Origin of the sequence: Rhodococcus sp. KRD162 (assembly GCF_017168335.1) — a bacterium.
Classification (GTDB): Bacteria; Actinomycetota; Actinomycetes; order Mycobacteriales; family Mycobacteriaceae; genus Rhodococcoides.
The window spans coordinates 88,353-107,779 of record NZ_JABFAU010000014.1 but is presented as its reverse complement, the minus strand read 5'-3'; the positions used below and the strand labels follow the sequence as shown (position 1 = coordinate 107,779).

The following is a 19,427-nucleotide window of genomic DNA, read 5'->3' as shown; positions in this document are numbered from 1 at the left end:
GCCCGGTTCGACCCCCGCCCGGTTCGACAGCACCTTCATCGGCTGGTTCCTGTTCGGCTTGGTTCCTTTCGACCGGCACCTGTCGACCGTGGACGCGTGTCGACTTCTGGTGCTCTCCGGTGGACGTCGGTTTCACGTGAAACGGTGTTCCGCCGTGGGGTGGTGATCGGATCAATCGGCTGCGATTTCGTGACCGCAGGACCTCGGTTCTCCCCGGCGGACAGCGATCTACGGCGAGTCGGTTTAGCAGCCGGGCGACATGACTTTCCCGGTCCGCCAAGTTTCACGTGAAACGTTGACCGGGACGGTCCGGCTCCAACGCGACATGGGCGGGCCGTTCGGAGACAGAGGATGCGGAGTTGTGCGCGGACCGGCAACAGACCGGTGGCCGTCCAATCGAGCCCGTAGCCGATGCAGAGTTGCAGAAGCGATCGACAGAGCGACGCTCGACACCGAGTGAATGGCGAGTGGAGCGGCGATCAGAACACTGGCACGAGACAGGGTAACGGCGTCTTCGGTAACCGCTCCCCCGTCGACTGGTTCGCGTCGGACGGACGCCGATTAATCGGTGTCCCAGAGATGCGTTGTCGTCCCCGGGTTCGGACCGCCGGCGTCGATCCGTGTCGAGGATCGCGTCGTTCGGTTTCACGTGAAACATGTGCCGGGTCCCCGAACCATATGACCGACTGTGGGTCGTGCCCGATCGTGCGCGCGTTGGATCTGGGTGGCGGCTCGACCCCTTGTGATGGATGGTCGGTTGGTTGGATTCCCGTTGGTCGGAATCTCGTTGCCCGGCGGTGCCGACTCTGTGTCTATTCGAGCGCGAGTGGCTGATTGCGTACGAGGACCGGTCGCGTCGCCGGCCGACCGAACCGGTCATCCGTCGTGGACTCTCTGGTGCACCGGCATCGCCGTTCGGCGGAAGAAATGAGACGGCGCGCCGGTGTTACAGCGATGTCGTTTGGCGATCCGAGTCTGGGCACGGGAAGATGTTTCACGTGGAACAAGAACCCTCGGATAGCAACCAGCTGATGGCCGTCGCGGAGCAGGTTTTCGGGGATCGGCTCGAGTTGGCGCGGAGATATCACGACTCGCTCGCGACAGCTGGTGTCGAGCGGGGACTCATCGGACCGCGTGAGGTCCCACGATTGTGGGAGCGTCACATCCTCAACTGTGCCGCGATCGGTGAGCTCATCGACGAAGGTGAGACCGTGGTGGATATCGGAAGCGGTGCGGGGTTGCCCGGGATCCCGTTGGCGATTGCCCGACCCGATCTGCGCGTGACGCTCGTCGAGCCGCTTCTTCGCCGGACGGTGTATCTCGCCGAGTTCATCGACGAGCATGATCTGGACGTGTTGGTCGTTCGCGGCCGCGCCGAACAACCGGGGGTCAAGAAGGAAGCAGGCGGTGCAGACGTCGTCACGTCGAGAGCCGTGGCACCGTTGGAGAAGCTTGCCAAGTGGTCACTTCCTCTCGTTCACGAGAACGGGCGGATGTTGGCTCTGAAGGGATCGAGCGCCGGAGAAGAGATCGAACGAGACCGGGCTTCCCTGACTCGGATGGGTGCTGGCAAGCTGGAGGTAGTGGAGTGCGGAGTGGGCCTGTTGCCCACTCCCACCATCGTCGTCAGAGCGGTGCGTCAGCCGCGGAGACTGAGTCGTCATTGAATATCGATCGTGGGTCCGCACATCCCGCGCTCGTTCCTATCGACCGTATTGAACACAGTCAGTTCCGCACTAAGGAGCACATATGTCGGGTGGGTCCGATCCCGCTGTTTCACGTGAAACAGCATCCAAGCAGAACACTACGAGTTCGTCCGAAGGCGGTTCGGAGGTGAAGTCGAGTTCCGGGTTCGAGTACACCAACGCGATCTCACCGAACGACACTCCGATCGGTGCCGCCGCCCATCGGGCCAGTCAGGTTCTGCATCCCGGATCTGTATCGCTCCCCAAGCCGGCGAAACGACGAATGCTGACGATCGCCAATCAGAAGGGTGGGGTCGGCAAGACCACCACCGCTGTGAACCTGGCTGCCGCTCTGGCGCTCCAAGGACTGACGGTCCTGGTGGTCGATCTGGACCCGCAGGGCAACGCCAGCACCGCTCTGGGCGTCGAGCATCACTCCGGTGTGCCGTCGAGCTACGAGGTCCTCATCGGTGAAGTGAGCGCCAAGGACGCGGTGCAGCAGAGCCCACACAGCGAGCGCCTGTACTGCATCCCGGCAACCATCGATCTTGCCGGGGCCGAGATCGAACTGGTGTCGATGGTCGCTCGCGAAGGGCGCCTCAAGACGGCGTTGTCGGTCGAGGAGCTCGCAGGAATCGACGCAGATTTCATCCTCATCGACTGCCCACCCTCGCTCGGTCTGCTGACGGTCAACGCACTCGTCGCTGCGACCGAGGTGCTGATTCCGATTCAGTGCGAGTACTACGCCCTCGAAGGTGTGGGTCAGCTGCTCCGCAATATCGAGCTGGTGCAGTCCCATTTGAATCCCGAACTGCACGTGTCCACGGTGATCCTGACGATGTACGACGGTCGTACGAAATTGGCGGATCAGGTAGCGGAAGAGGTCCGCAAGCACTTCGGCGATGCCGTCCTGCGGGCCGTCATACCGCGGAGCGTCAAGGTCTCCGAGGCACCCGGCTACGGCATGACGGTGCTCGATTACGACCCCGGTTCACGAGGTGCCATGAGTTACTTGGACGCGGGACGCGAAATGGCCGCCCGCTCGGCCGGCATCGAACAAGCACGAAAGAAGTAACCAGATGAGTCAAACGCGCAAAGGTGGCCTCGGTCGTGGTCTGGCCTCGCTCATCCCTACCGGCCCCGATGCCGGTCCGCGTCTGGGCAACGCTGCCGCGGACGTGATCATCGGTGCCGACCGCCACGCACCGGATCGACCGGACACCTCCACCAAGTCCAAGCAGAGTGCCTCGGCGGACGACACCACCGAGACCGCGACGGCACCTACGCCGACCCCACCGGTGCTCAGCGGTGAGGACCTCTCCCCTGTCGGTGCCGTGTACCGCGAGATCGCACCGGACCGAATCGAAGCCAATCCCAAGCAGCCGCGACACGTCTTCGATGATGAATCGCTCGGCGAATTGGTGCACTCGATCCGCGAATTCGGGCTCATGCAGCCCATTGTCGTTCGCCTGGTGTCGGGTTCGGCAGCCGCCGGAGACGCGAAATATCAGCTCGTCATGGGTGAGCGTCGGTGGCGCGCGAGCCAGGAAGCGGGCCTCGAATCGATCCCGGCGATCGTCCGCGAGACGGCAGACGACGCAATGCTGCGCGATGCATTGCTCGAGAACATTCATCGGGTACAGCTCAATCCGCTCGAAGAAGCAGCCGCGTATCAGCAGCTGCTCGAGGAATTCGACGTCACGCACGAGGAGTTGGCGGCGAAAATCGGTCGATCACGTCCGGTCGTCACCAACATGATCCGGTTGTTGAGACTGCCGATTCCGGTGCAACGGCGAGTGGCAGCAGGCGTTCTCTCGGCCGGGCACGCCCGCGCATTGCTGTCGTTGGACGCCGGATCGGATGCCCAGGAAACCTTGGCGGCACGCATCGTGGCCGAGGGTCTCTCGGTCCGCGCGACGGAAGAAGCCGTCACTCTCATCAACAGGGAAGACGGCAAGAGCCCGGAACCGGCACCCCGGCGTAAGCCGATTCAGATGCCGGGCCTCCAGGACGTCGCCGATCGGCTTTCGGATTCCTTCGACACACGGGTCACCGTCAGTCTGGGTAAGCGAAAAGGCAAGATCGTCGTCGAATTCGGGTCGGTGGACGACCTCGAGAGGATCGTCGAGATGATGGAAGCACAGAAGAAAAAGTAGCCGCGATTTTTCAGGACCAGTCATACGCGACCGAAACGTCACTGTGACGTAGCTGGTCGCGAAAGTTCGAGTTTCGGTCGAAATATGTTGTTATGCACTGTATTTCGGCTACCGGGTCCGCCCGGTGGAGTGGGCCGCGGAGTCACCTATCCTTGTCGAGGAGAGTGTCGGCTCCGAAGGAGAATTCTCGGGTTGGAACGAGTGCACGAAGGCAGAGGTACGCGGTGTCGGCGATGGTGACCGGTGTGACGCTCGGATCGTTCGAACATTTGCCGGCGCATTCGCGGCGGTGCAGCTTCTGGGTACTCGATCCGGCGTCGGACAGTTCCTCGGTCGATCTCGAATTCGAGAACGAAGTGTGGCTGTCGACCATCATGCTCGAGTGGGGATCGTGTGGGCAGCTGTTGTCGGCCGACGGCAAGACGATCGGATGCGCGCTCTATTGCCCACCACGTGCGGTCCCCCGGGCATCGACCTTCCCCACATCACCCGTCAGTCACGACGCGGTTCTGCTGACGCAGTTACGGATCGATTCGGCAGACAATCCCGACGTGCACTCGGCCACCCTGATTCAGGCGGTCGTGGGTGACCTCGTCAATCGAGGAGTTCGCGCGCTCGAAGCATTCGGCATTCGGCACAATGCCGACGACGCGGCACCGGCGGTTCCGAACGCCACTGCCCATCTCACATGCTCGGCGTCGACCTGCATGATCGAAGCGGACTTCCTCGAAAAGGTCGGCTTCGAAGTGATTGCACCCCACCAGAGATTTCCGCGACTGCGGCTCGAACTCGATCGCGATCACGGTTGGAAACAGGACGTCGAATCTGCGCTCGAGCAGTTGCTCATCGCGGCCAGCATTTCCGTCGTCGATATCGAACAGAAATCCACCGTGGGCGCCCGCTGAGAGCGGGCGGTCACATCGTCCGGGTTCAGGGACGGTCGGCGGCGGCGAGTTCCTCGGCGAGCAACTCGGCGAAGGTGAACGTTCCGGTCGGCTGGTCGTCCTGACCCAGAAGGTACAGACGCTTGACGGCAATCAGGATTGCCTCGGCGATGATGTCGCGGTACCGGGGATCGCTCAGCACCTCGACGTCGGATTCGTTGGTGAGGTATCCCAGATCGATCTGAATGGTCGGCATGTTGGTCAGCCGCAACAGATCCCAGGTTCGGCCATGACTGCGGCAGTCGAGTAACGGTGTGCGAGCGACGATCTCACGCTGCACGTAGCTGGTGAGAACCTGGCCGATCATGGACGTGGAACCATGCGAATTTCCGAAGTGGAAGCTCGCGACACCATTGGCAACCGGGCTGGAACTCGATGCGCACCGCAACGAGATCATCAGATCGGCACCCCATGCATTGGCCGTCTCGGCTCGATCGGCTACCGAGGGATTGCTGCCGCGGGCGCGCGAGAGGAAGGTCTCCATTCCCGTCGCAGCCATTCGTCCTTCGAGGCGACTCGCCAAGTCCCACAGGATCTCCGATTCGGACACTCGCCCCAGAGAACCGTCGACGATGCGGCCGGTGTCGGCGCCGCCGAGATCGGGATCGATGACGATGCGCTTGCCGGTCAGCTGCGGGCCGGACTTGCGGACGAGTTCCTCTTCGCTCATGGCGTGCGGTGATCCGCCGGTGACGCGGGTACCGAGCAGATCGAGGGAACGGAGCGTGGCCGGTCCGCAGATACCATCCGGCGCGAGTCCGATCTCACGCTGGAACGAGGACAGGCCCTCGTGAGTCCGGGGACCGAAGAAGCCGTCGACACGGTCGCTGTAGAAACCGAGGTCCTGAAGTCGCGTCTGCAAGGACGCGACATCGTCTCCGTACAGCGGAGCCGACAACTGGTAGATGAGGGTTCTCGCACCGAGGTGGTACGACGCTTCCTTCAATGCGCGATATGTGGCCGGACCGACTACCCCGTCGACCAACAGACCGCGGTGTTGCTGGAAGGCGCGGACGGCCCCGCCGAGGGCACCGTCGAAGACCGAACCGGGGGCGGTCCAGTGACCGTCGTCCATCGGGCCGGGGGGAACCACAGCTTCATGGAGAAAGCCGAGCGCCGAGAGCGTGCCACGAACCTCGGCGACGGCGGGACCGGAATCGCCGTGACTGAGCTCCTGCATCCTCGACACGCCTCTCCATCGTTGCGACTGAAACCACATGTTGATGCGGCTGATGTGCCGACGCTGAGCATCGGCACATCAGATGATTGTCGCAGAAAGACTGCCTTCCGCTGCAATCCACATGCTGGCGAAGTGAATCAGATAACGCCTTCGAGGTCCTTGAGCAGCGCGGCCTTGCCCTTGGCGCCCACGATCTGCTTCACCGGCTTGCCACCCTGGAACAGGATGAGCGTCGGAATGGACATGACCTTGAAGTCACGTGCGGCCTGCGGGTTGGCGTCGATGTCGAGCTTGGCGATGGTGAGCTTGTCCTTGTGCTCGGCAGCAATCTCCTCGAGAACCGGAGCAACCATCTTGCACGGGCCGCACCAGGTTGCCCAGAAGTCGACCAAGACGGGCTTTTCGCTGGTCAATACATCATCGACGAACGATGCATCGGTGATGGTGACTGTGCTCTTGTCGTCGGACATGTCTATCTCCTCGAGGTATGAAAACTGGATGTGAAATGCGGACTTGATCAGGCGGTGACGGCGTCGACCGGTCGGTCGGCGTTGGCGAGCGTGTTGGTGGTGATGTCGCCCTGCTCGGCCAGCCAACGCTCCGCGTCGATCGAGGCGGTACAACCCGTACCGGCAGCGGTGATGGCCTGCTGATACACGTGATCGACGAGGTCGCCCGCCGCGAAAACGCCCTCGATCGAGGTGGCCGCGGTCGGCGAAGAGACTTTGACGTAACCGGCGTCGTCGAGTTCGACCTGGCCCTTGACCAGTTCGCTGCGGGGATCGTGCCCGATCGCGACGAACATTCCGGTCACGTCCAGGGTCGACTTCTCTCCGGTCTCCGCGTGCTCGAGCGAAATTCCGGTGACGCTCGTCTCGCCCAGGACCTCGAGCACCTTGGTGTCGGTGAGGAATCGGATCTTGTCGTTGCTCTTGGCGCGCTCGAGCATGATGCGCGAGGCGCGGAACTCACTGCGGCGGTGCACGATCGTGACACTACGAGCGAATCGAGTGAGGAACGTCGCCTCCTCCATCGCCGAGTCGCCGCCGCCGATGACGGCGATGTCCTGGTCGCGGAAGAAGAAACCGTCGCAGGTGGCACAGGCGCTGACGCCGCGGCCGAGCAACTTCTCCTCACCCGGAACGGACAGGTAGCGAGCGGCTGCGCCCATCGCGAGGATGATCGCGCGCGCCTGGTACGTTTCGCCGCCCGCCGAGACGGTCTTGATCGGGCCGGTGAGGTCGAGTTCTTCGACGTCCTCGGTGCGAATGTCGGCACCGAAGCGTGCGGCCTGCTCGCGCATCTGTTCCATCAGATCCGGGCCCATGATGCCCTCGCGGAACCCGGGGAAGTTCTCGACCTCGGTCGTCGTCATGAGCGCACCGCCGAACTGCGTTCCCTCGAACAGGATCGGTTCGAGTTCGGCGCGGGCCGCGTAGACACCGGCGGTGTATCCGGCCGGTCCCGAACCGACGATGATGAGATCGTGAACCTTGGGGGTACTCAATGCAGACCTTCCGATCTTGTGCGGCGTGTACTGGGGTGCCGACAGCCGAGTGCGCACTGCACACGTCGGTCGACGTACACCTGATCAACACCACCCTAGAGGCAGTTGTTCCCCGGTGAGCGGTGTGTCAGCCGATATCGCGCCGCGTCAGTACGTCCGGGTTGGTCGCACTGCAGTCGTTGCCGACAGCCAGAGCGATGAGCTGGGCTGGTTGCGGACCGGCGAGGACGAGCAGGGTTCCGCTTCGGCCGTCGATCCGGACCTGAGTCGAACCGAGCACCGTGGTCGCGGGGTCGAGGTCGTTGGCCGCCAGGCACGCAGTGAGATCGGCTGGATCGGAGAGGACGCCGGAATCGTGTTTGCCGATGATGCTGAACGCGACACCGGAGTCCACGTCCGCCGAATCGATCGTCAGTGACCCGTCGGGAGCAGCCACAGGGCCGGCAACAACGGAGTCCTGGGTGTCCTGGTTGTTCCACAGTGCAGCGAAGGCGATGGAACCACCGATGAGAAGCGCTGCGGCAGCGGCACTTCCGAGCACGGCGTAGCGTCTGCGTGGGCGGAGCGGAACCACGACGGAGTGGTCCTCCGGCCGAGCGGTGCGTTCGACGCCGCAGATCGTTCGACCGATCTGCTCGGCGACCTCGGGCGGAACGGGCAGCGTCCCCCGTGTGTCCTCGCCCACCTCGTGCAATCGAGCCGTCACGGCGTCGAGACCGGCGAGTACACGCATCGACTCCTCGTCGCGGAGGACCAGAGGCCACAGCCGGCTGCTGACGTCCTCGGGCAGTGCGTCCGCGTGCAGTTCGGCAAGTAGTTCCGGCGAGAACGGGGCAGCGTGCTCGACGTCGGTGTCCGACGACATGGTGTTGCCTCCCCTCACCGAATCTACTTTCACTCTCACACGGTATAGACGCGAGCGCGCTAGATTCGGTTCCCTGCGTCTTTCAAGTAAGCGAGCTGGGACGAGAGCTTGAGTCGACCACGCGCGCATCGACTCTTGACGGTACCGATGGGCACCCCGAGCAATGTGGCGGCGTCGGCCACCGAGTATCCCTCCATGTCCACGATCACGACGGCTGCACGCTGATCGGGTGGCAACGCCATCAGCGCCTGCCGAACCACGATGGTGGTTTCGGTCTCGGAGATGTGGTCTCTCGGAGAGGCCGGCTCGTGACTTTCGTTCTCGCTCAGCGGAACCGAGGGTCGTGCTTTGTTCCGCCGGATGCGGTCCAGGCAGGCATTGACGACGATCTTGTGCAACCAGCTGCGCACTGCGGCGTCCGCCCGAAACGACCCGGCCGTGCGATGTGCGGAGAGCAGCGCCTCCTGCAACGCGTCGGACGCGTCCTCGGCCGTATAACTCGTTCGGCGAGCCGTCAGCCACAGATGCTCGTGATGCCGGTAGATCAATGTCGCAAATGCGTTCGGCTCCCCGGCCGCATGAGCAGCCAGCAGGTCCGCATCCGTGCGCTCCCCTGGCGCCGAATCGATACGTTCGGTCATACGAAAACGGCTCCCCCCGTGTTAACGCACTGGGGGGAGCCTAGGCCATGAAGACCATGAAGTACGAAACAAGCCCGAATTGCGGACCGGTCGTTGGGTTCAGGAGTCGAAACCGATCTCGGAGATCGAGGTGGCGATGCGGCCGCCCTGCTCTCCGAGTTTGGTGATCCAGACGAGTACGTCGGCGGTGGGCTCCACGTCGTCGAGAGCGATATCGGTTCTGCCGTTCTGCAGGGTGGCTTCACCGAGCAGGGTGGTGTCGCTCAGGCTGGGAGAGCCGTTGGGTGCCGACCTGATCTCGACGACGGTTCCCGGCGATGTCGACTCGATCCACGCGTTCTTCAGCTGGGTCGACGGGATGGAGACGAGCAGGCCGACGCCGTTCTTGAGGGCCGGGAACTGCTGGAAGTAGCTGTCGGTGGTCCACGCCGTGGCAGGGTCGTTGTCGATCGCATTGCCGGCCGAGCCGGGGTTGTCGGCAGATCCCTGCGGGGAGAAGACACTGACTCCGTCGAGGGCGACCGGGCCACCCGTCGCTTCCGGTGCGGGCGGCGCAGCGGTATCGCCCGTGGGCGGTGCCTCGGCCGGAGTCGTCAGACCGAACTCCTGGGTGTCGAGGGGCGTGTCGTTGCTGTCACCGGCGATCGAGGTGAACAACCAGTAGCCGGCGAACGCGAGAATGACCACCGTCAGCGCGCCGAGAACTGCGATGGCGATGTTCGTACGGGTCGATTTCGCCTTTTCGGCGGCGATCTCCTCGGGGTCGGCAAGAGAGTGGCCGCTGGCACCCGGTGCGCGTTGTCCCAACCGAAGAGCCGGCATCAGATCGGTCTTGTCGTTGACGACGGCCGCCTGGTCGAGGACGTGCTGCACGGTGGCGGCCGTGCGGATACCACTGTTCTGCTCCAGCGCCCGCACGGCGACGGCGGAAATCTCGAACGGAACATCCGGACGAACCTGTCTCGGCTCGAGCGGGGTGCCCTCGTCGTCGCGGTCGGCCGGACGCATGCCGCCGACGCTGCGAGCCGGGCTGCCCTCGCCGGACACGACGGCTGCGCCGGTGGCGTCGGACAGCGGCCATCTGGCCGTGATCAGTGCATAGAGCATCGCGCCGAGCCCGCGGACATCCGAGCTGGGATCGGCGTCGGCCAAGGTCGCCGGGAATGCCAACACAGCGTTGCCACTGGAGCTGATGCGCACACGATCGGGATGATCGATCGACAATGCACCACCACTGCGGTGTGCCGCCTCGGCTGCCGCAGCGAGCACCTTGATCGCGCGAGCAGCACCGGTGGGTGACGGCACGGTGTCGGCCATTTCGCGTAGCGATCGGCCGGGAGTCCATTCCGCCACGACGATGCCACCCGAGCTGCCGCGCACCACGTCGAGCACGCGTGCGAGGCCGGGTGAGTTGATTCGGCCCAGCCGTAGCGTGCGCGAGAGGATGGCCTGTGGCCCCTCGGTGCGGTCGTTGGGTGACGCGGTGGACTGCTGTTCGGCATCGACGAACGTCAGCGCGACCTCGCGATCGAGTTTGACGTCGTGGGCTTGCCAGAATTTGAGGCCACGCGCGCCGCCGTGCGGCACCAGTAGTCGATACCGGCCACCGGCGACGGAGGCACCAGGAATGAGGGTGGGTCCGCGCAGAGTGCGCTCGGACGCGTCCTCGGGGGTGGCCGGCTGGTCTGCCTTGTCGGCGTCCTCGGCTGTGCCTGCCTTGTCGACCTTGCCTGCTTTGTCGGCGGTGCTTGCCGTGTCGGCGGGCTCTGCCGGTTTGTCCGCTGCCGCCTTCGCCGCAGAATCGGCTGCGGACTCGGATTCGGTGCTGGGCTCGCTCGGGGAGGCAGACTCTGTCTTCGAGTCCTTCGCTGCCTTCTCGTCGGCTGCAGTCTCGGGCGGCAGTTGTGCCTTGGAAATCGAGATCGTCTTGTCGGTCGGGCGCGAGGCCAGCGTGGCCTTGGAAATGGCAATCGTCTTGTCGACGGGCTTCGGAGGCCGCTTGTCGGAGGTGGTCTTCTCGCCCGACTTCTCGGTGCCCTGTTCGGGCTTCTCGGCGGCGCTCTGTGGCTTCTCGGGCGCAGGCGTTTTAGGGGGTGCAGGCGTCTTCGAGGGTGCCGCATCCTTCGAGGAAGCTGGTGTCGTGGACGAGGACGGGGTCTTGGCAGCAGACGCAGCCTCACCTGCTTCGGAGTCGGCGCGGTTCTGGGTGTCGACTTCGACTCCGCCGCTCGTTCGGTCGGCTTCGTTTGCTGGAGACTGCGCCGGCCCCCCAGCAACATCGTCGTCGGTCACTGTCACTCCTTCAGGCGTATATGCCCCGTGTTGTTCTGCAAACGGTCGACCTTCGTTGGCTTGTGCCCCCGGGCGCCGATGACCAGGGTACGGGAGCCGATCCCGCGCAGTGTCCCTTGTGGCCTCGGTTCGAATAACCGGAATGACGCCGGTTTCTGCCGAGGCCGGATCTGCGTCCTGCCGATCGTGCGCACCGCGGAATCTGCGAACGATGCGGCTCAGCGCCACGGTGACCGCGAGTACTTCGGGGATCTTCCCGAACCAGAGTATCGAGAACGTGATGCCGAGCATTACAACGGCGTCGATCGCGACGCGCAGGAAGTTGCCCAGCCAGCCGTTCATCGCCCCGTCGAGGCCGAGGACCTGATCGATCGCGAGCATGGCTGCGCCACCGGCCAGTGAGGCGATCAGAACCAGCCAGACGGTCTTGCCGACGTTGGCCATCCGCAGGCTGCCCAGGCTCTTGTGCAGCAGATATCCGCCGATGATCGCGCCGATGGTGTAGCCCAGGCCGGTCGCTGCGCCGAGCAGCAGCACCACCTGCTCGGGCGAGGACGCGAGGATCGGGGCAAGCAGGGAGAGCCCGATCTTGACGGCCGTGATGCCGAGGATGATCCAGGTCGGTGTCCAGGCTTTCTCGCGGGCGTAGAACACGCGGAGGTGGATCAGGACGAGGGCGTACGGGATGAGGGAGAACGCCGACCAGCTCACGGCCTCGCCGAGCCTGGGCGCGACGTCGGCGAACCGGCCGAAGCCGTACAGCGCCTGGCCCACCCACGGCCCCGCGAAGGTCAGGAACACCACGATCGGTACCAGCGCGACCATCGTCAGCCGAGTGGCGACCGAGAGATCGTCGACGACCGAGGGTGTGTCGCCGTTCGCGGCGTTGCGGCTGAGCCTGGGCATGATGGCCGTCAGGACGGTCACGCCGAGGATGCCGTAGGGCAGCTGCAGCACGATCCAGGCTTGTGAGTAGATCACGTTGCTGGCATCGTCGGTGCCCGACGCGATCCTGGTGGCCACGATCAGCCCGATCTGGCTGATGACGACGTAGAGCACGATCGCGGCGGCCATCGCGCCGAACTTCTTCAGTCGTTCGTCGAATCCCCACAGCGGGCGCAGGTCGATGCGTTCGCGCCGCAGAGCCGGGATCAGCGCAGCGACCTGGGTGATGACACCGGCGGTGACGCCGAGGCCGAGGACGAGGATTTTGGGGTTGCTCATCTCGATCGTGTTCAGAGTGATCTCGCCCGGAACGAAGGGGTACAGGGCGAAGACCGCGAGCACGATCAGGTTGTTGAACACCGGTGCCCAGGCTCCGGGCTTGAAGTTCTGCCGGGTGTTGAGCACGGCCGTGAGCAGGCCGGACAGGCCGTAGAACATCAGCGCGGGCAGCACCAGATAGGTGAACGCGATGGTCAGGTCCTCGTTGACCTTCGGATCACCGTCGAGCATCAGCCGCGCCAGCAGCGGGGCCGCGATCGTTGCCGCCAGCGCCACGGTTCCGAGCAGCGCCACCGCGAGAGTGAACAGGCGTCGAACGAATGCCCGTCCGCCGTCGGCGTCCTCCTGCTCGGCTCGGACCAACACCGGAACGACGATCGCTCCGAGCACGGCGCCGAGGACGAGCTCGGAGATCATGTTCGGCAGGATCGTCGAGACGGTGAACGCACTGGCCAGCGCCGCACCGAGGGTGGCCGTCATGGCGACCTGCTTGGCGAAGCCGGTGATGCGGCTGACCAGGGTCGCTACGGCGATCGAACCCGACGCTGCCAGTAGGGACTTCTGCGGTGCGGGTTCGGGCTGCGGTGACGGCTCGGACCCGCCCGGCGGGATCTTCGTCGGTGGAACCGTTCCGGACGGTGCCTGCGGGTAATCCTCGTCACGAAACCGCGGAATCAGCTGGGTGATGGTGTCGTCGGCGGCGGGCTGACCGTCGAGCGGCGGCGGTGCCGGGTACGAGCGCAGCTCCGGCTGCGCCCGCCGTTCCCAGGGCGCGGACCGGGGCGCGGTCGTGCGCCGGAAGACCTGTGCTGCGGGCATGCGTGACCGCGGCAGGTCGCCGTCGTACGGGACGTTGCCTGTCATGGTCTCTCGTACCCTTCGTCGGCCGGGTCGGGTTGCCCTCTGAATCGATGCCACAGTCGTCGACCTGCAAGCAACAGTAGGAGAGCACCGGCGCAAGCGGTAATTATGGCCAGGGCCTGGCCGTATGCGTTCGACCGTACGGACACTGTCGACACCTCGCCGAGCCTGGTGCCGTCGAGGGTGGTGACGGAGAAATCGACGGACAGGTTTCGAGTGTCGTCGACCTCGGCCGGGACGGTGATGGTTCGTGATCCACGGGCCGGGAGCTGGGTGACGCCGACGTCGCTGATCGTCATTTCCGGCGGCGCGTCGACTCGGAGCAGCACGTTGACGGGGATAGGAAGGTCGTTGCGGGCGACGAGTAGGAGGGGGCTCTGCTCGGAGGCGAGGGTGTACACACCGCCAGGAGCCAGGACGGTGACCGATCCGTAGATGGTGTCGAGGCCGATTCGGGTGGCGGCGAGTCGGGTGCGCGCAGCGTTTCGTGCGTCGTCGTCGGCCGAACTGGCTCGACCGGCGGTCGTCAGGGCGCGGAGCATGTCCTCACGCAATGGCGCGGCGTACAGGCGTGGGGTCAGCGGCGACTGGGGATCTTCGACGAGCGACTGCATCAAGGTCTCGACCCGAGCGCTCTGCGATCGGACCAGCTCGTTGGTGCCGGCGTCGAACTCGGTCCCCGCATCGATACTGGTCACCGGTGGTCCCGAGGCGGGCTCGGCCAGTAGCGCGGACAGTGGCCGCGGCGTCGCCAATCCCGAACGCAGCAGCGAGGACATCGAGGACAGAATGGCCGAGGGCTCGTCTGCCCCCGCGGTCCAGTACTGCGGCGGCGCGACGGTGACGGTTCGGCCCGGCCGGTCGGTACCGACGAGCGCATGGAAGTTGACGGCCCCGAGTGCGTCCTGCAGACGTGCTGTGCGTGAGTCCGTGTCGAGGTCGAAGCGTTGTTCGGCGGGAGTCAGCGGTGGAGTGGACGGTGTGGAACCGACGCCTGCCAGCGCCGCTGCGGTGGCGGCGTCGTACTGGGTGGCGGCCAGCGTCGACGTGGGTGCGGTCGTCGGGTCGAGCAGCGACATCGGTGCCGAGGTGGGCGGGCTGACGCTGTTGTCGGCCACCAGCACGGTGTTGGTGCCCGCGGTTCGAAGGGCCTCGGCGGTATCGGCGTCGACGCCGCCGGTGGTGCTCCAGGTGAAGCCTCGGGTCGAGGTGATTCCGAGGATGCCGTCGACGATGTCCGCCGGAGCGGCGATCGCGCCGCTGCGCAGGGCGGCGTCGTCGATGTCGGCCACCGCGCCCAGGTCGGTTTGCGCGAACGGCAGTGCCGTCACGCAGGTGTTCGATGCGAGCGTTTCCAGGCGTGCGAGCCACTGGGCTGCGGCGGCGCTGCCCGTGCCTTCACGAGCGGTGCTGGCCGGATCGGCCGGATTGTCGACCACGAGATAGCCGCGGGTCATGTTCGAGACCGTGACCAGCAGGTCGGGGTCGATGCCGAGACACAGGCTGGAGGCCAGATTGCCACCCGGGTCCAGGGCCGGCTTCGTCGCGAACTCCACAGCTTTGAGCAGGGTGTCGAGTCGTCCGCCTTCGGCGAGCTCGCCGGCCAGGTCGTCGTCGATCAGTCGAACTCGCTCGTCGACCGAACCGGGTGATCCGGCGGCGAGGCGGGGTTTGTCGGCGAGTGGCCACAGCACCGTCATCGCGACGGGGTTTCGGGTGTTCGGCGGTAGTGGCGTCGCGTCGGGTGCCAGGGGATCCTGCTCACCGGGGTTTCGGGGCAGTCCCACGACCGGAAGCAGGAAGCGGGCGTCGTCCAGGCGGGCCGTTCCGCCGTATTCGGGTGTGCCGTTGACGTTGAGCAGCAGCGGGTAGACGCCGGGCGCGTCGATTCCGAGCGAGGCCTCGGTGGTGCTGCGCAGCGGCATCGACATGTCGAACTGGCGGCTCTCGCCCTCCTCCAAGGCGTCGGCGACCGTGACGAACTCGCCGACGCGGTCGAAGCTGTCCTGGTCGAGGGTCAGCGAGGTGCGTAGTCCTGCGGTGGTGTCTATCGCGGCGGCGGCCTGCATGCGGACGCCGACGTCCTCGACGGATCGGTCTCCGGTGTTGGTGACGGTCGCGCGGACCGTGACGAACGGGTCGCTGGTGGTGGTGACAGTGGAGGGCGCGACGGTGTCGATGCTGAGCGTGAGGAAGGGGTTACCTGCCTGCGTCCTGGGAGTGTCGGGAAAGGTGCTGGTCTCGCCGGTGGACGTATCGGGCTGGGCGGCGGCATCGGGAAGCTGCCCGGGGAGCATCGTCGCCATGCCGACCGCTGGTGCTGCGGCAAGAAAAATCGAGGTCAGTGCGGCGGCAGTGACCTTCCGGGCCCGCACGATCACTTCCCGCCGGGGGTGGGTGCGCTCGGTTTTCCGCTGGTGGTGGTGCCGTCGTCGATGTCACCGTCGTCGATGTCACCGTTGTTCATGTGTGCGATGAGGCGGTCGGCGATGGCGGCCAGTTTGCGTTCGTCCGCGTAGGCGAGCCGAGACGGCAGCTCGCTGAGCGGCACCCAGGCGACCTCGGTGACTTCGAGGTCCTCGTCGGAGAGTTCGCCGCCGAGAAATCGCAGCAGGTAGTGGTGAACGGTCTTGTGGACGCGTCGGCCCTCGGTGACGAACCAGTAGTCGATGCTGCCCAACGAGGCCAGGACGGTTCCGCGGATTCCGGTTTCCTCGGCAACCTCACGCATGGCCGTCTGTTCGGCGGTTTCACCGTGCTCGATGTGTCCCTTGGGCAGGGACCAGAGCAGGCGACCGCGACGGTCGGTGCGGCCGATCAGGGCGGCGCAGCGGGTGGCGGGTGGACCGTCGAGGCCGGCGACCACCAGGCCGCCCGCGGAGGTCTCTCGGACGGTGCGCAGTTTGGGTGGTTCGGTGTCGGCGCGTGTCTGACGCCGCCGCGGGTTGCGGCGGCTCCTGTTCGATCGTTCGGCAGCAGACACCCAATCGATACTAGTTGCCTGCGGGCACTGTTCTGCCGTGCCGCACCCAGTGGCCCAGACAATCCCTTCGTCGTAGCGCCAGTAGGCTCTTCCACCGTGGCCGATCAGTCCTTGTCCTCCGTTTCCGCCGAGCACACCGATGCCCGCCGGGAAAGGTTGCTGGCCGGAGCTGCGGTGACGCTGCGCGAGCTCGCTCCGGTGTTGACTCCGCTGGGCGCACTCTTCGCCGCTGCCGGGCACGAGCTGTACCTCGTCGGCGGGACGGTCCGCGATGCTGTTCTCGGTCGACTCGGCACCGATCTGGATTTCACCACCGATGCCAGACCCGAGGAGGTCCAATCGCTGCTGTCGGGCTGGGCCGATCATCAGTGGGACACGGGCATCGCGTTCGGCACGATCAGCGCGGCCAAGGACGGCCAGCAGATCGAGATCACCACCTTCCGCGCCGACTCCTACGATCAGGTCTCCCGCAATCCCGAGGTGCAGTACGGCAACAGCCTCGAAGAAGATCTCGTGCGACGTGATTTTACCGTCAATGCCATGGCCGTCCGCCTCGGCGCCGACGGTGCCCAGGAGTTCGTCGACCCGCTCGGCGGCATGGATGCGCTGCTCGAGGGTGTTCTCGACACCCCGGCGGAGCCGGAGGTCTCGTTCGGTGACGATCCGCTGCGGATGTTGCGTGCCGCCCGGTTCGTCTCCCAGCTCGGCTTCGCGCTCCTGCCACGGGTGCACCGCGCCATGGTGGAGATGGCAGAGCAGATCGATCGCATCACCGCCGAACGCATCCAGGTCGAGCTGGACAAGTTGATCCTCGGTGCGCACCCGATCGACGGAATCGACGTGATGTGCGAGACCGGCCTGGCTCAGCGCATCATTCCCGAAGTGCCCGACATGAAACTCGAGATCGACGAGCATCACCAGCACAAGGACGTCTACTGGCATTCGTTGACGGTCCTGAAGCAGGCCATCGACCTCGAGGACGGCGATCCGGACCTCGTTTTGCGGTGGGCCGCGCTGCTGCACGACATCGGCAAGCCCGACACCAAACGCAACGAGCCCGGCGGCGGAGTCAGCTTTCACCACCACGAGGTCGTCGGTGCCAAGCTGGTGCGAAAGCGGATGCGCGCACTGAAGTACTCCAAGAAGATGATCGAGGACGTCTCGCATCTGGTGTTCCTGCATCTGCGCTTTCACGGCTACGGCAAGGGGCAGTGGACCGACTCGGCCGTCCGCCGTTACGCCACCGACGCCGGCGAGCTACTCCCCACGTTGCACAAGCTGGTTCGGGCCGATTCGACCACCAGGAACAAGCGCCGCGCTGCCGCGCTTCAGGCAACCTACGACGACCTCGAAGAGCGCATCGCCCGAATCGCCGAGCAGGAGGACCTGGCGCGGGTCCGCCCCGATCTGGACGGCAACGCGATCATGGAACTGCTCGGCATCCCGGCCGGGCCCGAGGTGGGCAAGGCCTGGAAATACCTCAAGGAGCTGCGGCTCGACCGCGGACCGCTATCCCGTGAAGAGGCCGAAGCCGCATTGCTCGAGTGGTGGCAGACCAGATAACGCGTCCCGCGCACGTGCACTCACGACGAGCGAAGCTCGGCCTTGACGAGGTAGACGTTGTAGCTGTCCCACTCCGAGACGGTGAAGTACAGCTCGTTCGGCGTCGACCACGGATGGATGAACCCACCGTAGGTCTTCGGGTACTCGGCCGTGTCGATCAGAGTGGTCGGTTCGGTCCACTCCCCCTGCGGTGAATTCGCTTCTCGTAGAACGATTCTTCCCCGAATCGGGTCGAGGTAGGTCATCTGCCAGATTCCCCGGGACTCGTCGTGACGAACCGACAGTTCCCCGGCCATACCGTCGGCGATGGGGGTGGCCTCGTTCGATCCGACGGGAGCCCAGGTGCCGTTCACCCAGTACTGGTAGGCGGTCTTGTTCAGCACCTGGTCCTTCGCGACCCGAGCGAGAGCGATCTGTCCGACGCGTCCGTTGACGGTGCCGAACATGTAGACGTACTCACCGGCGGGGACCATCGTCGAGACCTGGAACTCGGACAGGCCGAATCCGTTGTGCCACTTGGCATGCTCGTCCTTGACCCAGGTGGAACCGTCGTCGTCGGAATAGGCGATACCGCCGTAGTTGGTCCACCACATTCCGGGGACGATGCTCCAGCGCCGAATAGACATGTACGACATGTACTGGCGGTCGTCGATCGCGAATCCGGAGGTGGGAATGACCGTCGTCTCCCAGTTCTCGATCTTGCGTGAAGGCAGCAATTCTGCTGCGTGACAACGTGAATCCTGCACCATCGAGTCCAGGGTCATGCCGTCGGAGAGGTCGGTGTCGGTGCTGTGGCCCAGCGCGTTGGAGCGCCAGTCCCCGCCGCCCACGACGCCGAATTCCCAGCCCTTTCCGAACGAATCGCCGAAGGCGATCGCGACCTCGCCGGGCTTGCTCTCCCACATGATGCCGAGGTCGGTGCCGTCGACCTGCCAGCGCTTGTCGGTGCGGTTCTGCGAACCCGGACCGGTCAGCTGCGAGACCACCCCGACCTCGCCGACGGCAGGTGCCGGGGGCAGCGGAGTCCTCGGGCCCGACTCTGCGGAGGTGACGACGGGGGCCGGGGGCGGTGTTCCCGGGACACCACCAGGACCGGGAATCGGGATGGGGATCGTTTCGGGCTGCGGTTCGATCTCGATTCGCGGGAAGGGCAGGTGGCCCGCAGATCCGGTACCGGTTGCGGGTGGGTCGTCGGTACCGGTGAGATCGGGGCACGGGTCTGCGCACGGATCGGTCAGCGGCTCGGCCTGGACGCGGGTGTTGTTCGGTGGCGGGTCCGGTACCGGTACCAGTTCGAGGGACGGATACGGAACGGGTACCACCAGTCGGTCCGGTAGCGGTGGCAGCTGCGGCAGACTTCCCGGGCCGATGGGCTCGGGTGGGTAGAACTTGGGATCGAATCCTGTTTCACCGCAGGAGTTCACCGGTGGCGGCGGAGCGGCGAACGCCGGGGGCGCGGCAAGGACGGCGGTGCCTGCAGTAACTGCAAGTACGCAACCGAGCGATGTCGTACGGCCGTACATCCG

At 65.2% G+C, this 19,427-nt stretch carries 14 protein-coding genes; 5 read left to right on the top strand and 9 right to left on the bottom strand.

What is annotated here, in order from left to right; all coding sequences use genetic code 11:
* Window positions 1-989: 989 nt before the first annotated feature.
* From rsmG to J1M87_RS20755, 4 genes are all read left to right on the top strand, one after another.
* Complete coding sequence (gene rsmG / locus J1M87_RS20770) at window positions 990-1,667, top strand: 16S rRNA (guanine(527)-N(7))-methyltransferase RsmG (protein WP_206491570.1); 678 nt, start codon at window positions 990-992, stop codon at window positions 1,665-1,667.
* An 82-nt stretch (window positions 1,668-1,749) separates the two neighbouring features.
* Window positions 1,750-2,760 carry a ParA family protein gene (locus J1M87_RS20765; protein WP_241257287.1) on the top strand — a complete coding sequence of 337 codons (1,011 nt, stop codon included), beginning with the start codon at window positions 1,750-1,752 and terminating at the stop codon, window positions 2,758-2,760.
* A 4-nt stretch (window positions 2,761-2,764) separates the two neighbouring features.
* On the top strand, window positions 2,765-3,841 hold the full coding sequence (locus J1M87_RS20760) for a ParB/RepB/Spo0J family partition protein (RefSeq protein WP_206491569.1): 1,077 nt from the start codon (window positions 2,765-2,767) through the stop codon (window positions 3,839-3,841).
* Between the two features lie 224 nt (window positions 3,842-4,065).
* Window positions 4,066-4,746: a GNAT family N-acetyltransferase gene (locus tag J1M87_RS20755; RefSeq protein WP_206491568.1), complete on the top strand. Its 681-nt coding sequence runs from the start codon at window positions 4,066-4,068 to the stop codon at window positions 4,744-4,746.
* A 25-nt stretch (window positions 4,747-4,771) separates the two neighbouring features.
* Here the strand turns inward: J1M87_RS20755 and J1M87_RS20750 are convergent, their stop codons facing one another.
* The 8 genes from J1M87_RS20750 to J1M87_RS20715 all read right to left on the bottom strand — a co-directional run bounded on the left by J1M87_RS20750 (window position 4,772) and on the right by J1M87_RS20715 (window position 16,338).
* Window positions 4,772-5,965 carry an N-acetylmuramoyl-L-alanine amidase gene (locus J1M87_RS20750; protein ID WP_206491585.1) on the bottom strand — a complete coding sequence of 398 codons (1,194 nt, stop codon included), beginning with the start codon at window positions 5,963-5,965 and terminating at the stop codon, window positions 4,772-4,774.
* 137 nt (window positions 5,966-6,102) lie between these two features.
* Window positions 6,103-6,435, bottom strand: a complete 333-nt coding sequence (gene trxA, locus J1M87_RS20745) for a thioredoxin (protein ID WP_008711582.1) — start codon at window positions 6,433-6,435, stop codon at window positions 6,103-6,105.
* Between the two features lie 47 nt (window positions 6,436-6,482).
* On the bottom strand, window positions 6,483-7,472 hold the full coding sequence (gene trxB, locus J1M87_RS20740; RefSeq protein ID WP_206491567.1) for a thioredoxin-disulfide reductase: 990 nt from the start codon (window positions 7,470-7,472) through the stop codon (window positions 6,483-6,485).
* 127 nt (window positions 7,473-7,599) lie between these two features.
* Window positions 7,600-8,370 carry a hypothetical protein gene (locus tag J1M87_RS20735; protein WP_206491565.1) on the bottom strand — a complete coding sequence of 257 codons (771 nt, stop codon included), beginning with the start codon at window positions 8,368-8,370 and terminating at the stop codon, window positions 7,600-7,602.
* Window positions 8,371-8,396: 26 nt separating this feature from the next.
* The gene (sigM, locus tag J1M87_RS20730) at window positions 8,397-8,978 is read right to left on the bottom strand and encodes an RNA polymerase sigma factor SigM (RefSeq protein ID WP_206491564.1); all 582 of its coding nucleotides are present in this window, start codon (window positions 8,976-8,978) and stop codon (window positions 8,397-8,399) included.
* A gap of 99 nt (window positions 8,979-9,077) precedes the next feature.
* Window positions 9,078-13,358 (bottom strand): murein biosynthesis integral membrane protein MurJ, encoded by a 4,281-nt coding sequence (locus tag J1M87_RS20725; protein WP_206491563.1) that lies wholly within the window; start codon window positions 13,356-13,358, stop codon window positions 9,078-9,080.
* Window positions 13,355-15,736 carry a DUF6049 family protein gene (locus J1M87_RS20720; RefSeq protein WP_206491562.1) on the bottom strand — a complete coding sequence of 794 codons (2,382 nt, stop codon included), beginning with the start codon at window positions 15,734-15,736 and terminating at the stop codon, window positions 13,355-13,357. The genes J1M87_RS20725 and J1M87_RS20720 overlap by 4 nt, the downstream gene beginning before the upstream one ends.
* Window positions 15,733-16,338, bottom strand: a complete 606-nt coding sequence (locus tag J1M87_RS20715; protein ID WP_206491561.1) for an NUDIX hydrolase — start codon at window positions 16,336-16,338, stop codon at window positions 15,733-15,735. Before J1M87_RS20715 ends, J1M87_RS20720 begins: the two co-directional genes overlap by 4 nt.
* A gap of 96 nt (window positions 16,339-16,434) precedes the next feature.
* Between J1M87_RS20715 and J1M87_RS20710 the strand changes: the two genes are divergently transcribed.
* Window positions 16,435-17,901: a CCA tRNA nucleotidyltransferase gene (locus J1M87_RS20710; RefSeq protein WP_307830889.1), complete on the top strand. Its 1,467-nt coding sequence runs from the start codon at window positions 16,435-16,437 to the stop codon at window positions 17,899-17,901.
* Between the two features lie 20 nt (window positions 17,902-17,921).
* On the opposite strand, the gene J1M87_RS20705 is transcribed toward J1M87_RS20710, so the two are convergent.
* Window positions 17,922-19,424 carry a DUF4185 domain-containing protein gene (locus J1M87_RS20705; RefSeq protein WP_206491560.1) on the bottom strand — a complete coding sequence of 501 codons (1,503 nt, stop codon included), beginning with the start codon at window positions 19,422-19,424 and terminating at the stop codon, window positions 17,922-17,924.
* Window positions 19,425-19,427: the final 3 nt, after the last annotated feature.